Source organism: Allobosea sp. NPDC055332, assembly GCF_053645455.1.
In genome coordinates, this window is sequence record NZ_JBSHMO010000003.1 from 950,014 (window position 1) to 968,797 (window position 18,784).

8 protein-coding genes are annotated in these 18,784 nt (G+C 66.5%); 6 read left to right on the forward strand and 2 right to left on the reverse strand.

Translation table 11 applies throughout. From position 1 onward, the window contains the following. Window positions 1-139: 139 nt before the first annotated feature. From ACWIGM_RS20790 to ACWIGM_RS20800, 3 genes are all read left to right on the forward strand, one after another. The gene (locus tag ACWIGM_RS20790; RefSeq protein WP_454027844.1) at window positions 140-9,562 is read left to right on the forward strand and encodes a hypothetical protein; all 9,423 of its coding nucleotides are present in this window, start codon (window positions 140-142) and stop codon (window positions 9,560-9,562) included. A 297-nt stretch (window positions 9,563-9,859) separates the two neighbouring features. Further along, on the forward strand, window positions 9,860-10,090 hold the full coding sequence (locus tag ACWIGM_RS20795; RefSeq protein WP_454027845.1) for a type II toxin-antitoxin system CcdA family antitoxin: 231 nt from the start codon (window positions 9,860-9,862) through the stop codon (window positions 10,088-10,090). A gap of 73 nt (window positions 10,091-10,163) precedes the next feature. After that, complete coding sequence (locus ACWIGM_RS20800; RefSeq protein WP_454027846.1) at window positions 10,164-10,571, forward strand: hypothetical protein; 408 nt, start codon at window positions 10,164-10,166, stop codon at window positions 10,569-10,571. Between the two features lie 3 nt (window positions 10,572-10,574). Here ACWIGM_RS20800 and ACWIGM_RS20805 read toward each other — a convergent pair whose 3' ends face one another. Then, entirely contained in the window at window positions 10,575-14,297 is a 3,723-nt protein-coding gene (locus ACWIGM_RS20805; RefSeq protein ID WP_454027847.1) for a vitamin B12-dependent ribonucleotide reductase, read from the reverse strand. A gap of 706 nt (window positions 14,298-15,003) precedes the next feature. Between ACWIGM_RS20805 and ACWIGM_RS20810 the strand changes: the two genes are divergently transcribed. From ACWIGM_RS20810 to ACWIGM_RS20820, 3 genes are all read left to right on the forward strand, one after another. Next, window positions 15,004-15,699, forward strand: a complete 696-nt coding sequence (locus ACWIGM_RS20810; protein ID WP_454027848.1) for an NIPSNAP family protein — start codon at window positions 15,004-15,006, stop codon at window positions 15,697-15,699. 73 nt (window positions 15,700-15,772) lie between these two features. After that, complete coding sequence (locus ACWIGM_RS20815) at window positions 15,773-16,780, forward strand: serine hydrolase domain-containing protein (RefSeq protein ID WP_454027849.1); 1,008 nt, start codon at window positions 15,773-15,775, stop codon at window positions 16,778-16,780. A 95-nt stretch (window positions 16,781-16,875) separates the two neighbouring features. Beyond that, window positions 16,876-17,286, forward strand: coding sequence for an NADH:ubiquinone oxidoreductase subunit NDUFA12 (locus ACWIGM_RS20820; protein WP_454027850.1), 411 nt, complete (start codon window positions 16,876-16,878; stop codon window positions 17,284-17,286). A gap of 85 nt (window positions 17,287-17,371) precedes the next feature. Here ACWIGM_RS20820 and ACWIGM_RS20825 read toward each other — a convergent pair whose 3' ends face one another. After that, window positions 17,372-18,718 carry an Nramp family divalent metal transporter gene (locus ACWIGM_RS20825; protein WP_454027851.1) on the reverse strand — a complete coding sequence of 449 codons (1,347 nt, stop codon included), beginning with the start codon at window positions 18,716-18,718 and terminating at the stop codon, window positions 17,372-17,374. Between the last annotated feature and the right edge of the window lie 66 nt (window positions 18,719-18,784).

The window sequence follows — 18,784 nt, forward strand, 5'->3', positions numbered from 1 at the left end:
CCACCGCCCTCCAAGCCATCACCGCTCGCCGCCGCACGGTGGCGCGCGTCATCTCCGGCTGCGCTTCGGCTTCCCGCACCATCGACCTGGCGCGCGGGATAGCCGGAGCGCAGCCGGCGTCAGCTTCGGGAGGCCGAACATGCGAGTGAACAAGCCGGACGGTGGTCTTGTCAGCCAGGCCACGGGTTCGCAGTCGACCAGCCCGTTCGGGTCACTGCTCAAGAGTCTCGTCGACACCGTTCGCAAGGTCCTCCAGGCGCTGGCACCCGTATTGTCGCGGGTAAACTACGCGGCCTCCATGACCAATGCGGCGGGCCGCAATCCCAAGGTCATCTGGGCCGGAAACCTGAAGCCCGGCCAGGCCAACACACCGCAGGGGCAGGCGCTCATCGCCAAGCAGGAGCGCGTGCTGATCCTGCTTGCGCAATTGCTGGCGAACTCGCTCGCCAACAGCGATCCGGCGAAGGCCAAGGAAAACCAGGTCCTCACCGCCCAGATCAACGCGATCATCCTCAACGACGAGTCCACCGTCGCCGGGCAGGAAGCCCATGAGCGCGGCGTCGAGACGGCCGCTGCCGAACAGAAATACGGCGCTGGGAGCGCTGCGAAGCCGCAGCTCATGCCCTCGGGCGGCGGTGACTGGATTCAGTCGAACGGCCAATGGGTCCACCCGGAAGTCGCTCGCACTCGCGCCGCGCAGAGCTCGGCCGAAGCCCGCGCCATCGAAGCCCGCGCCAAATCGGACGAGGCGACGGCGCAGGTCGACGTCTACGCCGCCGACCCGGAATACCGCTCGGCCGTCGCCGGAGCTAACCGCACGCTGGGCAAGACGCTGGCGCCGGAAGGCATCACTATCACCATCAAGCCGACCAAACCGCTCGCCCAGGCGCAAAGCGACCTCAAGAACGCGCAGGAGGTCGCCGGAAAGGCGACGCAGAGCCGCCAGAAGCGTGAGCAGGCGGAATCCGTCCTGCTCGAGGCGCTGGCGGACAAGATCAAGGTGCGCGGACCGCGGGACCCCAACGCCCAGCAGGCCCGGTCATCGGACAGCACCGAAAGCAGCAGGGTCTCCGATCGCAGGACCGACTACGAGGACAAGGAGGTCAGGGCCGGGCTCGCCGAGTACGGCCAGCTCTCGGCCGAGGCCGATCTGCTCGACGTCGAGATCAGCGAACTGGTGGCAAAGCAGCTCGTCAACACGACGCAACCGGGCACGCCGGAGCGTAAGGCTGCCGACACGGCAGTCGAAACCGCCGGCAACCAGCGCAGGGTGGCAGAGGCCAACCGCGACGTCGCGGTCAAGGCCAGCGATCTCGCCGACGCCGAACGAGACCTTGCCGGCGTGCAGCTCCAGGCTGCGCCGATCGAGGATTCTGCTCTCCGCAACTTGCAGAACAAGAGCCCTCACCTGTTCCAGCCGGACGGTTTCACCGATGCCGGCAACAAGGTCTCGGGCTCCTTGCAGCACGTCTCGGTAGATGACAAGGACGGGCAGCTCTACGCGACCTTCAAATACGAGCACAAAGAGCTGGTCATCCAGCTCACCTTTACACCCGGCGCCAAGAATGTCCGGCGCAGCGGCCATGAGCGCGATATCGACATGGCCTGGAGCAACCTCGCCGGATGCGGCCCCAATGGGCTGCTCAGTGCGCAACAACGCAAGCAGGCGGCGGAAAAGGCCTATACCTCGAGCACGATCACGCAGATCGACGTCAACATCGAGCTCGCCGGCAAGACCATCCCGACGCTCGAGAAAGCGCTGGACACGGCGCTGGGCACGCACGGGCCGGCAGTACCTGTCGGCGGGCCCGGTGAAACCGCGCCTTTCGCGGGCGCAGTCAAGTCGACCATGAATGGCGTGGATGTCTGGGTCCATCCGGAAGTCGCGCTGATCCTGTCCGCCCTCAACGCCACGCGCGATCTCGACAAGAATCTGCGGCTCCAGCGCGAGCACGCGGTCGCCTGGCATGATTTCGCGGTCTTCACCGCCACGCAGCCGACCAAGCTGCTCAACGAGGATTCGGGCGAGCACCAAAGCAGCTTGCAGGCGGCGTATTATCGCGGCCGGCAGACGCAGGCGACGCATCAGATCGAGCTCACCTTCGGCGCGATGGCGCAGCAGACCTTGCCGGACGGCAAGGCTCTGTTCGGAGCCGAGCACGTGCTGGGAGGCCGGAACCTCAAATCGACCTTGCAACTGGCCGGTGCGGGTCAGGAAGAAGCCGGCAGGATGGCCGGCAAGATCGCGGAGATCGGCGGCGACCAGGCTCGGGTCACCCTCGTGCCGTTCCAGTATATCGACGCCAGCGTCGGCTCTCAGCAGATGCTGTTCGCGATCGTACGCGACGGCGATGGACAGGATCACATCGTCGACGGCCGCGGCTCCGACTATGACCTGGAAGGCCGCAAGCCGGAAAACATCAAGGCCTTCATCGAGACCTACCAGAACGACAATGACCTGGCCGATAGCGGCACCATCGTCGTCCCGAAGAATCTCACCTTCACCGCCAGGAACGACAAGGTCGAGACCGAGGCCTTTCAGGCCCACGTCAAGACCTTCGCGGAGAAGTACGTCGACCCCGTCGCGACCGGCGTCGCCGCTGGCGCGCCCCTCCTGATGCTGATCCCCGGCGTCAACGTCGTCGCGGCTCCGCTCGCCATCGCCGCCGGCACCTATGTCGGCGGCAGGCAGCTGCAGGAGTTCGGAGAGGACATCTATTACGGCCGGGAGGTCTCGGTCGGGCGCGTGATCATGGAGACGCTCTCGGCCGGAGCGACGATCTTCCCCGCCACCGCATCGCTATCGCGGGCGATCGGGTTGAGAAATGCCGGCATGACGACGTTCGCGTCGCTGCGCACCTCGATCGGCGCGACCTACAGCCGAACCCCCTATTACCGCGACGCCGGCGCGATCATGCACAGCGCCAGCGGTGGAGCGATCGGCTTCGCCCGCACGCTCGATCTCGCCTCGATCGCGGCCGGTTCCCCGCTTCTTGCCGTCTCCGCCTTCAACATGATGGCTCATGGCGACGATCCCGGCATGAACCCGTTGATCGAGCTGATGAGCTTCGCCTCTGGCGTCTACGGCACCGCATCCGGCCTGCACGCCCATATCGAGCAAGGGCGGGCCGCACCGCAGACCACAACGCAGAGGCCAAGGCATGTAGCGACCGCGACGACATTCACGCATCACGCGCCAGGGACGGCCGCTTTGCCGAGCGGCCTTGGGGGGACGGGTACAGCGCGTGGCGGCGCTCCGCAGAATGTCACGACAGCCGCGCAGCCGGCTGCGGGCTCCGGCGGATCGCGGAAGAACGGTGGCACGACCGATCATTCGGCCGAGCCCAATGCGAACAAGGTCGATCACGTGGCCGGCGGCGACGGCGCGCCGGCGCCAAAGGCGGCACCTGAAGTCCTGCCGGCCGTCGTCGATGCGGTGACGACCGCCAGCCAGATCATCAATAGCGGCAACACGGCCCATGGCGACACGGGCAATGGGGCTGCCGATCAGCAGGCGCGGCCGGGGCGTACGGTGGAAGACGGGACAGCGCCTGACCCGCACACCGAAAAGACGCCTCTCGATCCCGAAGTGGTGTCGGCTGCAGCATCCGCCCTGCCGACGGTCGCCGATGCGGTGGCAGCCAGCCAGATGGCCAACACCGGCAGCGCGGCGCACGGCGACAAGGATAGCGGTTCGCAGGAGCAGCAGACGCGCCCCGGACGGCCGGCCGAGGACGGGACCGGGGCCGGTCCGCGGGCAGGAGACGCCGGCGACAAGGCATTCATGCCGCTGTGGCAACAGGCGCGGCAGTCGCCGGATCGCCTGGCGCTTCCTCCGGAACGACGGGCCGAGATGGAAGCTGCCGGCGGCGACGTTCCACCTAGCGGCTGGCAAACGGTCAAGCCGTGGAAATGGCAGGAGAACGCGCCCGACATCCGGATCTCGGCGCTCGGCCGCGTCCGGATCAACCCGGGCCCGGCCGGCGATGCGGTCAGGGCGATGCTCGGTGCCCAGGTCGATTCGACCCCGGTCGGCTCGCCGACCTGGCGCTCATACATGGCCGGTCTCGGCGTGCGCAGCAATTTCAGGGCGATCGGCGCCGCCATGGGCGAAGGCCCAGGCGCCGTACGCGATGCGCTGCAGTCGGAGGCCGGCCTCTCGATCCGGCCGAACGAGCATCGCAACATCACGGGCGCGCAACTTGGCCTGCCGGTCTCCCACCAGACTGCCTTCCAGTTCAAGGGAGCCGACCTGATCGCGGCCGGAGAACAGCTGATCTATGGCGACACCGCATCGCCATCCGCGTTCGACCTGCTGCCGAAGACCGGGCGCGTCATTCCCGCGTCCAAAAAGGCGGACGCCAACACGCAGGGCCACGTCGTCGAGATCGTCTACGGCCTCTCGCTGCGCTCGCAATCCGTCAACCTGAAGCCCGGAGAGACCGACGTCTTCGGGGCACCGGCGAGCAACAGCGCCGGCTTCGTGCGCTTCGAGGAGGGCGTGCCGTACAAGAAGGTGATGCTGGAGGACAAGCTCTACCTGCACCCCGCCTGGGTCAACGAGCTGCCGACCTCGGTCTCGAAATTCATCCCGCGTGTCGCGCTCGAGCGTCGGTACGAAGTGGCGATGGACGCCATGTTCCATCAGGACTTCACGGTCTCGCAGCAGTTCCTCGATCTCAATCAGACCATCCTGGGCAAGCTGCGGCTGCGCACGCAAGTCGTCGTCAACAATTCCGACGACGCTGCCGCCCTGGCCGCGGCGCCATCGATCGAAAAGCTGCAGGAACTGATCGCGAAGGGCGCGATCGACCAGGACCAGCGCCTGACCTATGTGCGCGGTTCCGGCAGCGGCCTGCGCCAGTCCGCGGTTCCCGGATTGCCTTTGAAAGAGACGATCGTCGATCTCGCCGGCAAGGAGCGGCGCGTCTGGTCGCCGGGCTCGAGCCGACTCGAGGTGGTCATCAACGAGCAGTTCGGACCGCGTGGGCTGATCAATCCCGACCGTCCTCTGCTGGCAAAGGCGCCAACGACCTTCAGCCACTATGTCCCGTCCGACGGGCCGATCTTCTGGGGGCTGTTCGGCGACAAGCAGAATGTGGCGCTGACGGTCGACCGCACGCTCGCCTGGTCGGTGCCTGCCCTGCCCGTCGGTGTCCCGGGCGTACGCTGGCTGCAATTGCCGCTGTCCGCGAGCATCGAAGGCCGCGTGTTCTACCGGACCAAGCTGCCGGACACCGCCCCGGACGTCGCAGCCCAGCGGACGACGAGCTGGGAGTTTCCCCAGGCGGACGGCCTGGTGCTGGCGACCGAAGGACCACGCTGGCTGAAGCGGATCAGCACCCAGGCCGAGACCGGACGGATCGCCGTCCTGCCGCGCGGTGGCAATGAAGCGCTCGGCAAGTGGCTCGATCGGCTCGAGGCCGGCGCGACGCCCAGTCAGAAGCAGGCGATCGCCGATTTCAGGCAGACGACCCTGCCCGGTCTCAAGGACGAGTCAATTCTGACGCCCGAGCAGGCTTCATCCGTCCGTGATTTCATTACCGGGCAAGCGAGGCCGAAAACCGGAGCACTGCAAGACGGCATCATCGAGATTCGTCCCGGTGCCCTCGAGCTGCCGCTCAAGACCTGGTACGAGACCCATGGCTTTACGGTCGAGGTCTCGCGGCGCGATCCGATGCCGCTCTGGGATGCCGCACGGCAGGATCCGAACGCTTTCCACGCAGGCGGCGAGGCCGATCGCACCGGCACTCAATCATCCCGGGCGGCACCGACGCAGCCTGACACCCCGGACGCGCTTGGGCCGCACCTCTGGTCGGTGAGCTCCTCGCACGCGCTCGATGCAGCGACCGGGCCCGGATATCTCCGCCATCTCACCGACGGGACCGGCGCCGCGCCTGAGGACATCATTGCCCGCATCCGCGCCAGGCTTGAGGAGGAAGCGAACCGGCCGCAGCCGCGCGATCTGAGCGCCGCAGCCCAACCATCGGGCAGCCCAAATCAGCAGCTGATCGCCAAGGGCCGCGGGCTTGTCGGCCAGTCGCCCGACCAGAAGGTCGACGGCTCACTGAACCTGGTGCTCGACTATCTCGCCGGCGTGCCCGAGACCGCCCCGGGCTATCGCCACGCCATCGTCGATCTCGGACATCTCGTCCATCACATCGAAAACCCCGGCCAGGGCACCTTCGATCCGCGCCTGCAAGCCGTCGTGCGCCGCGCGGAATCCTTTGCTCTCAGTCGCGCCCTGAACCCCGCGGCGGAGTGGCCGCTCACCGTATCGCTGCGGCCGGCGGCCCCGAAGCCGGCCGCTGCGCAGCCGAACACCAGCGTCGCGTCGACCGGTCCGGCGATGCCAGTGCGGACGGCGGGCTCGGACGCATTGCTCTCCCCGGACGCCGTTTCGGTGATCGGACAGCATGGCGTCTCGCTGATGCCGAACCTGCCTGCCCAGTTGAGGGCGAGCAAGGCTTTCAAATCGACCCCGGACGACGCTCGAGCAGTTGCGTTGTTTCCGCAGGCTTCCACTGATCCGGGCCTGCAGACCAGGTTCGCCCTGACCATGCAGCAGCCAGCCGATGTCTATGGACAGCCGGGCGGCACGCGCGCCACTGGCCTGCGCACAGCCGACACCCAGTTCTTCGACAACTACGCCGACGCGGCTGCGGCCGTGGCCAACTTGCCAGCGCCGAAAGGTGGCCTGCGCGGCGGCTTCATCTACAAGGTCGAGGCCGGTGCGAAGGATATCGCGGGCATCGGCAAGCTGGCCGAGATTCCAGCCGATTGGCTTCCCGGGGCCCAGTTCGTCTACCGCACCGGTGATGTCTTTCCGGCAATTGCGCTACGGCCAGTGGCGGGAACACCTGCGAGCCAGTCAGCAGTCGTCGCGGCGACACCGGCCGCTCCCACGCCCCAGCCGCATGTCGGCCAGGGCGCCATCGCCAACAAGGGCTCGACCGACCCGATCGCCGAAGCCCGGCAGTCGCCCGACATCACGACACGGCCAGCCTATGCCGGGGCCGAAAGCGGCTTGAGGAAGTCCTTCGTCGACCCCGCGAACACGTATTGGCGCAAGAAGAAGGCAAACCAGAAACTGCCCGAGCCCGACGACCAGATGAAGGCGCAGACCGCCTATCTGGCCATCGCCCAATCGCCGGACGACCATGGCCTCAAGAGCCGTCCCTTCCACAAGAAGGTAACGGACTATGCGACCCGGCAGGTGCCGCATCTGTTCGGCTCGCACGACTACACGGCGATCCGCTACATCGAGGGCCCGGTCCCGCCCCAGCAGATCATCGGCGCAGGAGGAACCCACCCGCCGCTCGACCTGTCGGATTTCAGCCTGCATTCGACCTTCGAAGGCGCGCGCGAGGCGGTGCAGCAGCGCCCTGCCACGGCCGCGAAGACAGGCCGCAAGCAGGCTGCGCCAGGCGGCTATGTCTATCGGCTCGTCGGCCCGAAGGATGTGCTGACCGAGGCGATCGCCTCAGGGGTGATCGACCCCAGGCTGGTCGAGGGCGGGCTGCGCGTCTTCGATGACGGCAGCGTCTATCCCTACAGCGTCGTCAACCGTGACGCCGCCTATGCGCCCAAACCCGGCGAGACCTTCGTGAAGGCCGACAGGCCAGTCGAAGGCAAGGACAAGCGTCGCATCATCCTGACCAATGTCAGCTATGTCGGCGGCGCTGCCTTCGGCGCCTATATGACCGCGCGGCTCGGCACCGGCAGCCATATCGGGGCGCGCGACCTTCTGTCCTCGCTGGCGGTCTATGCTTGGCTGTTCCGTGGCAGCATCGCCGGCATCCGGCAGGGCGCCAAGATCCGGCTGCAGAAGCGGCAGGACAGCGCCGCTTTGGTCTCGGATGTCGCGCATGACAAGTTCAAGCCCGGCGAGGCCGTGCTCGACCAGCTCAATCGCCAGGTCACCGGTGGCCGCGGGCGGCGGCTCGGAATCGCCAAGCCGGATCGCGAACGCTATGCCGACGCGATCGAGACGGCGCAGCAGGCGATCGCCAAGGGCAACACGCCTGAACCCGACACGATGAAGGTCGTGCGCGAGGCGGTCGTCGATGTCGCGACAAAGCCTCTGCTGGGCAGGCGCGGTTTCGTTCATCGCGTCGGGAACAAGTCCGAGATCGAGACTGCGGCGGCCGAACTGCATGCGGACCCGACACAATCGGCCCCGTGGCTGACGATCGCCGACGCGCATCTCGGCATCCTGGTGCGGCGGACCACCGGCTGGCATGGCGCCGTCTGGGGCCATAGCCGGGCCGACCGGATGAACTATCTCCTCGCCTTCGAGACGCTGCGCGCGAACCGCCTGGATGCGGAGGCGATGAAGGTGCTGGAGACGGCTCCGGGCCGGCTGATCTCACCGAATACGCCGACCGGGCGCATTCTGGAGTTCGCGCGCTATGCCAGCTTCGGCATCAGCAACGCGAACACCACGCGGCTGGTGACCAACCCGTTCCTCGATCCCGCCGCCTATCGCTATCTTGGCGTGCTCGACACCTTTGGCGGCGCGGCCGACCTCGCCAGCAATTCCGCGAGCGCGGCATTCCTGTTCGGCAACCTGCCCGGCGTCGTCGGCACGGCTTCGAAGCGCGGCGTCGGCGATGCCGACTTCAACGCGCCCAAGAAGGCGGCGGAGGAACTCAACGCGGCGAGCGCAAGCAATCTCCCGGCGACATCCGCCCAGGCGCAGCCCGCGACGCCTGCCCAAAGCGGGGCCGCCCAGGCCGGTTCAGGTGGCAAGACGCAGAAGCCTCACCCGACCTATGCCTCGACCGACCGCGGCAGGATCATCGGCCCGGTCCGCCGGTTCTTTGCCGGCGCCGGCGATCCAAAGGCCGTGCTTCACGACGGCCAGGTTCCCGATGGACCGCCCGCAGCGGACGGGACGCAGAAATACAAGCCGATGTACAAGCCCTCGCTGATCCAGCGCTGGCCGCAATACGCCTCCGCCGGCGACGCCTATGGCATGGTGCCGTTCGTGGTTGCCGACAGCATCCACGCGGTGAATGCGTTTGCTGCCGGACAGCCGGTGCTCGGCAGCATCGAGCTCCTGAAGGTCGCGGCCGACTGGTATGTCTTCCGCGGCGCCCAGAAGGACTACATCGACGAATACCGCTCCAATCGCGGCATGGGCCCGATCGTCTGGCACAGCCGCGTCACCGACATGTTCAATGCGCCTTTGAACGGCGCCGAGCGCAACCCCTCCAGCGTCGACAAGCCGTGGCTGCGCTATGGCCTGCCGCCGCTGGTGCTGCTCGGTGCGGCGGTCGCCATTCGCGTCGGCCTCAGCCTCGCCTTCCCCTGGGAGCCCATCGACCAGACGCCTCAGCCCGATCCGGTCGATCCACCCCTGCCCGATCCCTCGCAGGTCCCCGACCCCGGACCTGTGCAGACGCCGCCTTTCCATGGTCCGGGAGGCCCCAATCGCTACATCGCGAACCTGGATGGCGATGCGGGACAAGAGCCGGCAGGGCCGCAGGTGCCGGCAGGAAGCTCGTTCATGCGCTTCGTCACGACGCAGGAGAAAGCGGGCTCGACTTTGGCTGCCTGATCAGGGGAGCGGCGTAGCAAGTATGTTGCGCCAGCTGCCTTTTTGTCAGCGCTCCCGCTCGACCGCCGCGATCACCCCGACCTCGACGCCCCAACCTTCTCCCGGATGGGAGAAGGTGGCGCGGAGCACCGGATGAGGGCCTGCCTTTGCCGCAGAAGGCCGCAGCGCCGCCGTTGCGTTCCGGTAGTCAGCGGCGGGCCTTCACCCCTGCCCCTCTCCCATCCGGGAGAGGGGTTCCCCGCGGATTACTCGCCTTATGCGGATGACGATAACGTACATCGCGCTAAACTGAGTGCCATGAACCGTATCCCAAAGCGGTCGATCACTCTCTTGCGCGACCCCGACCTGATTGAGGTCGCGTGCGCACACGGGCTCAACCTCTCGGCGATCACCGAAAACGCTCTGCGCAAGCAGATGACGAAGGAGGACGCGCGGCGCTGGCTCGCGGAAAACAGCGAAGCGATCACCGCCCAGAATGCCTGGACGGCCGAGCATTGCTTGTTTTCCGACGAATTCCGCGGCCGGTGAGCCCGTGGTCCGACAGAACTCAGCTCGCCCCGCTAGGCGTACCCGACGAAAATTTGGAGCAGTTGATGAGAGGATGAGAGTCGCCATCCTCGAGAGCCTCACGCAAGTTGGTCCATCCAAGCCGATCGGCTATCTACCCCTGAATACTATCCGGAGTATTTTGAACCTGTCGGTTCAAGAGCTGATCGATGACGCTCGCAAGCGTGGTATAGCGGCGATTGAACTCAGCCCGCGAAATTGCTGCATCAACAGCGGCGCGCTTTATTTCTATGACAGCACAGCGCTTATCCGCCTCCTTGATGCAGAGGCCGGCTTGCTTTGCCAAAACAACTGCCCACGGACGCCCCGCGAGTTCGTTGAATACATCGCCCGCAACTGGCTTGAGCCGTCGCACCCTTTAACAAGACTCGTGAGACACGCTTTCGGCGAAAACGACAACGGCCGGGATGAACCCGGCCGCCATAAGATCGAGAACGGCTAGCCCTTACGAACACCCGGTCGTCGAGCCGCAGGTGTTGCACTTCAGGCAGGTGCCATTCCGCACCAGCGTGAAGTTGCCGCACTCGCCGCAGCTGTCGCCGACATAGCCCTTCATGATCGCCTCGGCCCGGCGCTCGGACGCGGTCGGCTGGGCGGCCGGTGCGGCGAAGCCGAGCTTGCTCATCTCAGCCTCGCCATAGGCCTCCGGCTCCTCCTTCAGCGCGGTCGCGCCGGCAGTGGCAAGGCCGGTGACGGTGCTCGCCGAGCGGGCGACAGCGTCGTTGGCCGCCCCGCCCTGGATGGCGAGCAGGTTGATCGGCTTGCCGCGGCGGAAGCCCGAGGAGGCCAGCGGGGTCGAGGTGATCGGCCCGGCTGCATCCGGCGCCCGGCCCTGGTCGACGCCGCTGCCCATCACGTCATGGCCGATCTCGCTGGGATCGACATGGGCGAGGTCGTGCCGGCCAAGATAGGAGATCGCCAGCTCGCGGAAGACATAGTCGAGGATCGAAGTCGCGTTCTTGATCGACTGGTTGCCCTGCACGAAGCCCGAGGGCTCGAAGCGGGTGAAGGTGAAGGCCTCGACATACTCCTCCAGCGGCACGCCGTATTGCAGACCGAGCGAGACCGCGATGGCGAAGTTGTTCATCATCGCCCGGAAGGCCGCGCCCTCCTTGTGCATGTCGATGAAGATCTCGCCGAGGCGGCCATCGGCATATTCGCCGGTGTGGACATAGACCTTGTGGCCGCCGACCACCGCCTTCTGGATGTAGCCGGTGCGCCGCGCCGGCATCTTCTCACGCTCACGGACACGTTCCACGCGTTCGACGACGCGCTCGACGATCTTCTCGGCGATCTGCGTGGCGCGCGCCGCCAGCGGCTGCTGGTAGAGCGCCTCGGTCGCGTCGTCGGCGTCGTCGTCCTCGTCGGCGATCAGGGCCGAGTTCAGCGGCTGCGACAGCTTCGAGCCGTCGCGGTAGAGCGCGTTCGCCTTCAGCGCCAGCTTCCAGGAGAGCAGATAGGCGCTCTTGCAGTCCTCGACGGTGGCGTCGTTCGGCATGTTGATGGTCTTGGAGATCGCGCCCGAGATGAAGGGCTGCGCCGCCGCCATCATGCGGATATGGCTCTCGACCGAGAGATAGCGCTTGCCGATGCGCCCGCAGGGATTGGCGCAGTCGAAGACGTTGTAGTGCTCCTTCTTCAGGTGCGGCGCGCCTTCCAGCGTCATCGCCCCGCAGACATGGACATTGGCGGCCTCGATCTCGGCCTTGCTGAAGCCGAGGAAGGGCAGCAGCTCGAACGACATGTCGTTCAGCTTCTCGGCCGGCACCTTGAGCGTGCCGGTGAGGAAGTCCTCGCCCAGCGTCCACTTGTTGAAGACGAACTTGATGTCGAAGGCGCTCTTAAGGCCCTTCTCGACCGCCTCGATCTTCTCGTCGCTGAAGCCCTTGGCCCGCAGCGAGCCGGGGTTGATGGCCGGCGCCTGCTTCATCGAGCCATGGCCGACGGCATAGGCCTCGATCTCGGCGATATCGGCCTCGCGATAGCCGAGCGCACGCAGCGCGTCGGGAACGGCGCGGTTGATGATCTTGAAGTAGCCGCCGCCGGCGAGCTTCTTGAACTTCACCAGCGCAAAATCGGGCTCGATGCCGGTGGTGTCGCAGTCCATCACCAGGCCGATCGTGCCGGTCGGCGCGATCACGGTCGCCTGGGCGTTGCGGTAGCCGTGCTTCTCGCCGAGCGCCAGCGCCTCGTCCCAGCTCGCCTTGGCCCGCTCCGACAGCGTCAGCGAGGAGCCGCCGAGGCGCTCCAGCGTGGCATGGTCGAGCGGCACCGGCGTGACCTGCAGGCCTTCATAGCCGGAAGCCTGGCCATGAGCCGCGACGCGGTGGTTGCGGATGACGCGCAGCATGTGCTGGGCGTTCTTCTTGTAGCCCGGGAACGGGCCGAGCTCGCCCGCCATCTGCGCCGAAGTCGCATAGGCGACGCCGGTCATGATCGCGGTCAGGCCGCCGGCGAGCGCCCTGCCCTCGTCCGAGTCGTAGCCGAGGCCCATGGTCATCAAGAGGCCGCCGATATTGGCGTAGCCGAGGCCGAGGGTGCGGTACTCATAGGAGAGCTCGGCGATCTCGCGGCTCGGGAACTGCGCCATCGCGACCGAGATCTCGAGCACGATCGTCCAGAGCCGGCAGAGATGCTCGTAACCGGCGACGTCGAAGGCCTTGGCCTCGCGATCATAGAACTGCAGCAGGTTGGCCGAGGCCAGGTTGCAGGCGGTGTCGTCGAGGAACATGTACTCCGAGCACGGATTCGAGGCGCGGATGCGTCCCGAGGCCGGGCTGGTGTGCCAGTCGTTCATCGTGGTGTTGAAGTGCAGGCCGGGATCGGCCGAGGCCCAGGCGGCGTAGCCGATCTTCTCCCAGAGGTCGCGCGCCTTCAGGGTGTTGGTGACCTTGCCGGTGGTGCGGCCGACGAGGTTCCAGTCGCCGTCATTCTCGACCGCGCGCAGGAAGTCGTCGGTCAGCGAGACCGAGTTGTTCGAGTTCTGGCCGGAGACGGTGAGATAGGCCTCCGAATCCCAGTCGGTGTCATAGGTGTCGAACTGGATCTCGGTGTAGCCCTGCTTGGCGAACTGGATGACGCGCTTGATGTAGTTGTCAGGCACCATCGCCTTGCGGGCGAGCTTGATCTCGCGCTTCAGCGCCGGGTTCTTCTCGGGATCGAAGCAGGCATCGTCGGCGGCCTCGCAGTTCACGCAGGCCTTCATCACCGCCTTCATCGCCTTCTGGACGGTCTTGGAGCCGGCGACCAGGGCCGCGACCTTCTGCTCCTCCTTCACCTTCCAGTCGATATAGGCCTCGATGTCCGGGTGGTCGGCATCGACCACGACCATCTTGGCGGCGCGGCGGGTGGTGCCGCCCGACTTGATCGCGCCGGCGGCGCGATCGCCGATCTTGAGGAAGGACATCAGGCCGGAAGAGCGGCCGCCGCCGGCGAGCTTCTCGCCCTCGCCGCGCAGCATCGAGAAGTTCGAGCCGGTGCCGGAGCCATACTTGAACAGGCGCGCCTCGCGCACCCACAGGTCCATGATGCCGCCCTCATTGACGAGGTCGTCCTGGACGCCCTGGATGAAGCAGGCATGCGGCTGCGGATGCTCATAGCTCGACTTCGACTTCACCAGCTTGCCAGTCTTGAAGTCGACGTAGAAATGGCCCTGGCTCGGGCCGTCGATGCCATAGGCCCAATGCAGGCCGGTGTTGAACCATTGCGGCGAGTTCGGCGCGACCATCTGCGAGGCCAGCATGAAGCGCAATTCGTCGTGGAAAGCGTGGGCATCCTCCTCCGAGGAGAAATAGCCGCCCTTCCAGCCCCAATAGGTCCAGCAGCCGGCGAGCCGGTCGAAGACCTGCTTGGACGAGATCTCGGAGCCGAAACGCTCGCCTTCCGGCAGCTTGGCCAGCGCGGCCTCGTCGGGGACCGAACGCCAGAGGAAGGACGGAACGTCGTTCTCCTCGACGGTCTTCAGGACAGCAGGGACGCCGGCCTTGCGGAAATACTTCTGCGCGAGCACGTCGCTCGCGACCTGAGACCAGGAATCGGGCACCTCAATGCCTTCCAGGCGGAAGACGATCGAGCCATCGGGATTGCGGATCTCGCTTACCGCCGAGCGGAACGGGATCGCCGAATAGGGCGACTGGCCGGCGGTGGTATGGCGGCGCTCAATGCGCATAAGCTTCGTCCCCAATGCTTGCCGCGGGCGTATCAGACGCTCCGCGCGGCCGGTTGATCACCGGCTCCTGATGTCAATCCAACTCGGTTTGATGCCCCTGGATCCCGCAACGGTGTCACCCCGCCATCGGTTTCCTGATGCGACCAGCCGGAGCACGCACGTCGCCGTTCGCCGACGCCATCTCTGGCGCGCCGCGGTGATCGCCTTGACCCGTCCGGGAACTCGTTTCGCGGGTCGAAAAAGGCGTCTCCGCCAGCCGTCACGCGACCGTCAAAATTTAGTCCCGATTGGGTCGCGGCGTCAAGGATTAGTGCGCGTCGATAGGTGTGGATACGACATCTTGTAGGAAGATGTGGATCGTGGGGATAAGTTTCAAGGCACCCGCTAAGCCCAAGGAATCACATGCGGAATCGCGACGCCGTTGCGAGCTTGCAACGATCCTTGCCGGTGCGAAACCACTAAAATCCGCCGGACCTTGGTTAACGAGGCGTCAACAGGATCCGGAGAACCCTACCAGTGGAAGCGCTCTCTGCAGCGCAGGCCACAAGTGCTTGAATCCGCGCGATGCTTGGCCGGCTGGCGCGTTTTGGAGAGCGGATTCGAGCCATCTCGAATCATGACCGAATCGTGGCGAGCGCCGAGATGACGCTACTGACGCAATTGGTCGGTCCCGCCACCTAGCAGCACGGTCAGCTGGAGGCACGCCATGACCGACACCGTCTTCGAACTGCGCCGCTACACCCTGAAGCCCGGTGCGCGCGACACCCTGATCGAGGTCTTCGACACGCATCTCGTCGAGACGCAGGAAGCGGTCGGGATGAGCGTGGTCTGCCAGTTCCGCGATCCCGCGGCGCCCGGCCAGTTCGTCTGGTTCCGCGGCTTTCCCGATCAGGCGGCACGCACCCGCGCCCTCCCCGCCTTCTATGGCGGCCCGGTCTGGGCTGAGCACGGCCCGGCCGCGAACGAGACCATGCTGGAATGGCACGACGTGCTGATGCTGAAGCCGGCGGCGTCCGGTTCCGGCTTCGATACCGCCGGGCTCGAACGGCTGCCGCCGGGAACGGCCGATCTCGGAGATGGCCACCCCTATCTGGTCGCCATCCATCATCTCGCGCCGGATGCTGTCGATGCTGCTGCCGCATCCGCAGCCAAAGCAATCGCCGATGCCGCACGCTCCACCGGCAGCGAAGTGATCGCCAGCCTGATCAGCGACCGCAGCGAGAACGGATTCGAGCGCCTGCCCGTGCGCGAGGGCGAATGCGTCGCGGTCACGCTCGTCCGGCCCGCGGTAGTCCAGGCGATACCGGCGCTCGAAGCGGCCTTGCGCGCGGTGCCGATCGGCGCCGGCCGCGCCCCGGACATCGCCCGCCTCATTCCGACCGCGCGCTCGTTGTTGCGCTAGAACCTCGGCCTCGTGCCGCAGAGTCGCCGGGATTGCCCGGCCTGATGTCGACCTTGTGCCGGAGGCCGGATCGATGAATCGCCTGCTCGCCATCATCGCGCTCTGTCTCTGGGCGTTGCCGGCTTCTGCCGAACCCGGCCGGCACTGGCAGAGCATCGACCCGGCCACAGCGGGCTGGGCCGCAGCCGGCCTGCAGCCGCTGCGCGACTATGCCGAGCTGCGCAGGCCGACCGCTCTGATGCTGGTCCAGAACGGCGCCGTCATCGCCTCCTTCGGCGAGCCGGCGCGCAAGGTCGGCGTCGCCTCGGTGCGCAAGAGCCTGCTGAGCTCGCTCTATGGCAACGCCGTCGCCGATGGCCGGATCAAGCTCGACGCCACACTCGCCGAGCTCGGCATCGACGAGAAGGCGCCGGGGCTGACCGAGCAGGAAAAGGGCGCCACCGTCCGCGACCTGCTGACCGCCCGCTCCGGCATCTACCTGCCGGCGGCACACGAGACGCCCGACATCAAGGAGAAGCGCCCTCTCCGCGGCAGCCATCCGCCGGGCACGTTCTGGTTCTACAACAACTGGGACTTCAACGCCCTGAGCACGATCTACCGCCAGCGCACCGGCGAGGACGTCTTCGAGAGCTTCGCCAGCCGCATCGCCGCGCCGATCGGCATGGAGGACTTCTCCGCCAGGGATGGCCGCTATGCGCTATCGCCGGTCTCGATCCATCCGGCCTATCCGTTCCGGCTGAGCGCGCGCGATCTCGCACGTTTCGGCGTGCTCTTCGCCAATGGCGGCAGCTGGGAGGGCCGGCAGCTCGTACCGGCCGACTGGGTCGGCGAATCGACGGCTCGCCATTCCGCGAGCGACAGGCCCGGCCGCGGCTATGGCTACATGTGGTGGACCCTGCCTGAGGACGGCTTCGGCAAGGGCGCGGCGCTCGCCTCCGGCTATGACGGGCAGCAGGTCGCAGTCATCCCGGGCAAGCGCCTCGTCCTGGTCCAGACCGCGGAATCCGGAAGCGACGGGAAAGGCCAGCGTACCCGCGACTTCATCGCGATGCTGCGCAAGATCGTGGCCGCGGCGCCGTAGCGATCGATGCCCGCAGCGCCCGGCCGCACTGGACATCGCGCGCCCGCATCTTCATAAGTCGCGCGACGGCCCAAGGCCTGCGCGGACGCGAAGCGATGACCAAGACCCTGCTCCAGCTCCTCACCTGGTGGAACGGCCAGACCATCGGCACGAGGTTCCACACCTGGCGTTTCGGCGAGAAGGTCGGCGAGGACGAGTTCGGCAACGTCTACTACCGCACCAAGGGCGGCAAGAAGGACAAGGCGCTCGGCATCCAGCGCCGCTGGGTCGTCTATAACGGCCCGGTCGAGGCCTCGATGATCCCGCCCGGCTGGAATGGCTGGCTGCACCACACCGTCGACGTTGCCCCGTCCGAGGAAAAATACACGCCGCGCGAGTGGCAGAAGCCGCACCAGCCGAACTACACCGGCACGGCTTTGGCTTATCGCCCGCCCGGCTCGACCCTCGGCGACAAGCAGACCCCGGCAGCGACCGGCGATTATCAGGCCTGGACGCCGGGTCGCTGACGAGCTTCGATCGAACAGATCAAGACAAACGAAAGCGCGGCCCGGAAAGGCCGCGCTTTTTGCTGTTCATGCCGTCTCCGGGAGGTCAGCCCGCCCCGCTGATGAAATCGACCAGCAGCTTGACGTTCAGCGCCGCGATCGTGACCGCGATCAGATAGGCGAAGGCGGAAAGCCAGCGCGGCGCGACGAGCTCGCCCATCTTGGCCTTGTCGGCGGTGAACATCACCAGCGGGAAGACGGCGAAGGAGAGCTGCAGCGAGAGCACGACCTGGGTCAGGATCAGAAGCCGCGCCGTGCCGGCATCGCCGTACCAGATCGTCACCGCCGCGGCCGGTATGATGGCAATGCCGCGGGTGATCAGCCGGCGCAGCCAGGGCGGCAGTTTGATCTTGAGGAAGCCCTCCATCACGATTTGGCCGGCGAGTGTCGCCGTCACCGTCGAGTTGATGCCGCAGCAGAGCAGCGCGATGCCGAACAGCGTCGGCGCGATGGCGAGCCCGAGCAACGGCCCGAGCAGCTTGTGGGCCTCGCCGAGCTCGGCGATTCCCGTCTGGCCGGTCTTGTTGAAGGTCGCCGCCGCCAGGATCAGGATCGAGGCGTTGATCAGCAGCGCGAACATCAGCGCGACCGTCGAATCGATCGTGGCGTAGGTCAGCGCCTGGCGCTTCTCCGGCAGGGTCTCGCCATAGGCGCGTGTCTGCACGATGCCCGAATGCAGATAGAGATTATGCGGCATCACGGTCGCACCGAGAATGCCGAGCGCGAGGTACAGCATCTCCGGATTGGTGACGATCTCGGTGGTCGGCGCAAAACCGCGGATCACCTGCCCCCAATCCGGATCGGCCAGCGCGATCTGGATCGCAAAGCAGACCGCGATCACGCCGAGCAGCGTGATGATCAGCGCCTCGACCCAGCGGAAGCCGAGCCGCTGCAGATAGAGGATCAGGAAGACGTCGAGCGCGGTGATGACGACGCCGAGCTCGAGCGGGATGCCGAAGATCAGGTTGAGGCCGATCGCGGTGCCGATCACCTCGGCGATGTCGGTCGCGATGATCGCGATCTCGGCGAGGAACCAGAGCGTGTAGGCGACGGGCTTGGGGAAAGCGTCGCGGCAGGCCTGGGCGAGATCGCGCCCGGAGGCGATCGCGAGCCGCGCGCAGAGCGACTGCAGCACGATCGCCATGATGTTGGAGACCAGCGCGACGACGAGCAGCGTGTAGCCGAACTTGGAGCCCCCGGCGAGCGAGGTCGCCCAGTTGCCCGGGTCCATATAGCCGACGGCGACGAGATAGCCCGGCCCGACGAAAGCGGCGGCGCGGCGCCAGCCAGGGCCGGAACTGCGCACCGCGATCGAGCGATGGACATCCGCCAGCGAGGCCTCGCCCCGGTCGGTACGCCAGCCGGCCGAGCTTCCTTCGACGCGCGCTTCCATGGAGATCCTCGGTTCTGCACTTGCAAGGCATTCGCAGGATATGAATTTGCAAATGGATTGCAACTG

What these genes read in the sequence shown, in the direction of transcription:
- ACWIGM_RS20795 (WP_454027845.1), top strand. Translation starts at nt 9,860, where the DNA reads ATGAACCGTATCCCAAAGCGGTCGATCACTCTCTTGCGCGACCCCGAC.
- ACWIGM_RS20790 (WP_454027844.1), top strand. Translation starts at nt 140, where the DNA reads ATGCGAGTGAACAAGCCGGACGGTGGTCTTGTCAGCCAGGCCACGGGT.
- ACWIGM_RS20825 (WP_454027851.1), bottom strand. Translation starts at nt 18,718, where the DNA reads ATGGAAGCGCGCGTCGAAGGAAGCTCGGCCGGCTGGCGTACCGACCGG.
- ACWIGM_RS20800 (WP_454027846.1), top strand. Translation starts at nt 10,164, where the DNA reads ATGAGAGTCGCCATCCTCGAGAGCCTCACGCAAGTTGGTCCATCCAAG.
- ACWIGM_RS20820 (WP_454027850.1), top strand. Translation starts at nt 16,876, where the DNA reads ATGACCAAGACCCTGCTCCAGCTCCTCACCTGGTGGAACGGCCAGACC.
- ACWIGM_RS20815 (WP_454027849.1), top strand. Translation starts at nt 15,773, where the DNA reads ATGAATCGCCTGCTCGCCATCATCGCGCTCTGTCTCTGGGCGTTGCCG.
- ACWIGM_RS20805 (WP_454027847.1), bottom strand. Translation starts at nt 14,297, where the DNA reads ATGCGCATTGAGCGCCGCCATACCACCGCCGGCCAGTCGCCCTATTCG.
- ACWIGM_RS20810 (WP_454027848.1), top strand. Translation starts at nt 15,004, where the DNA reads ATGACCGACACCGTCTTCGAACTGCGCCGCTACACCCTGAAGCCCGGT.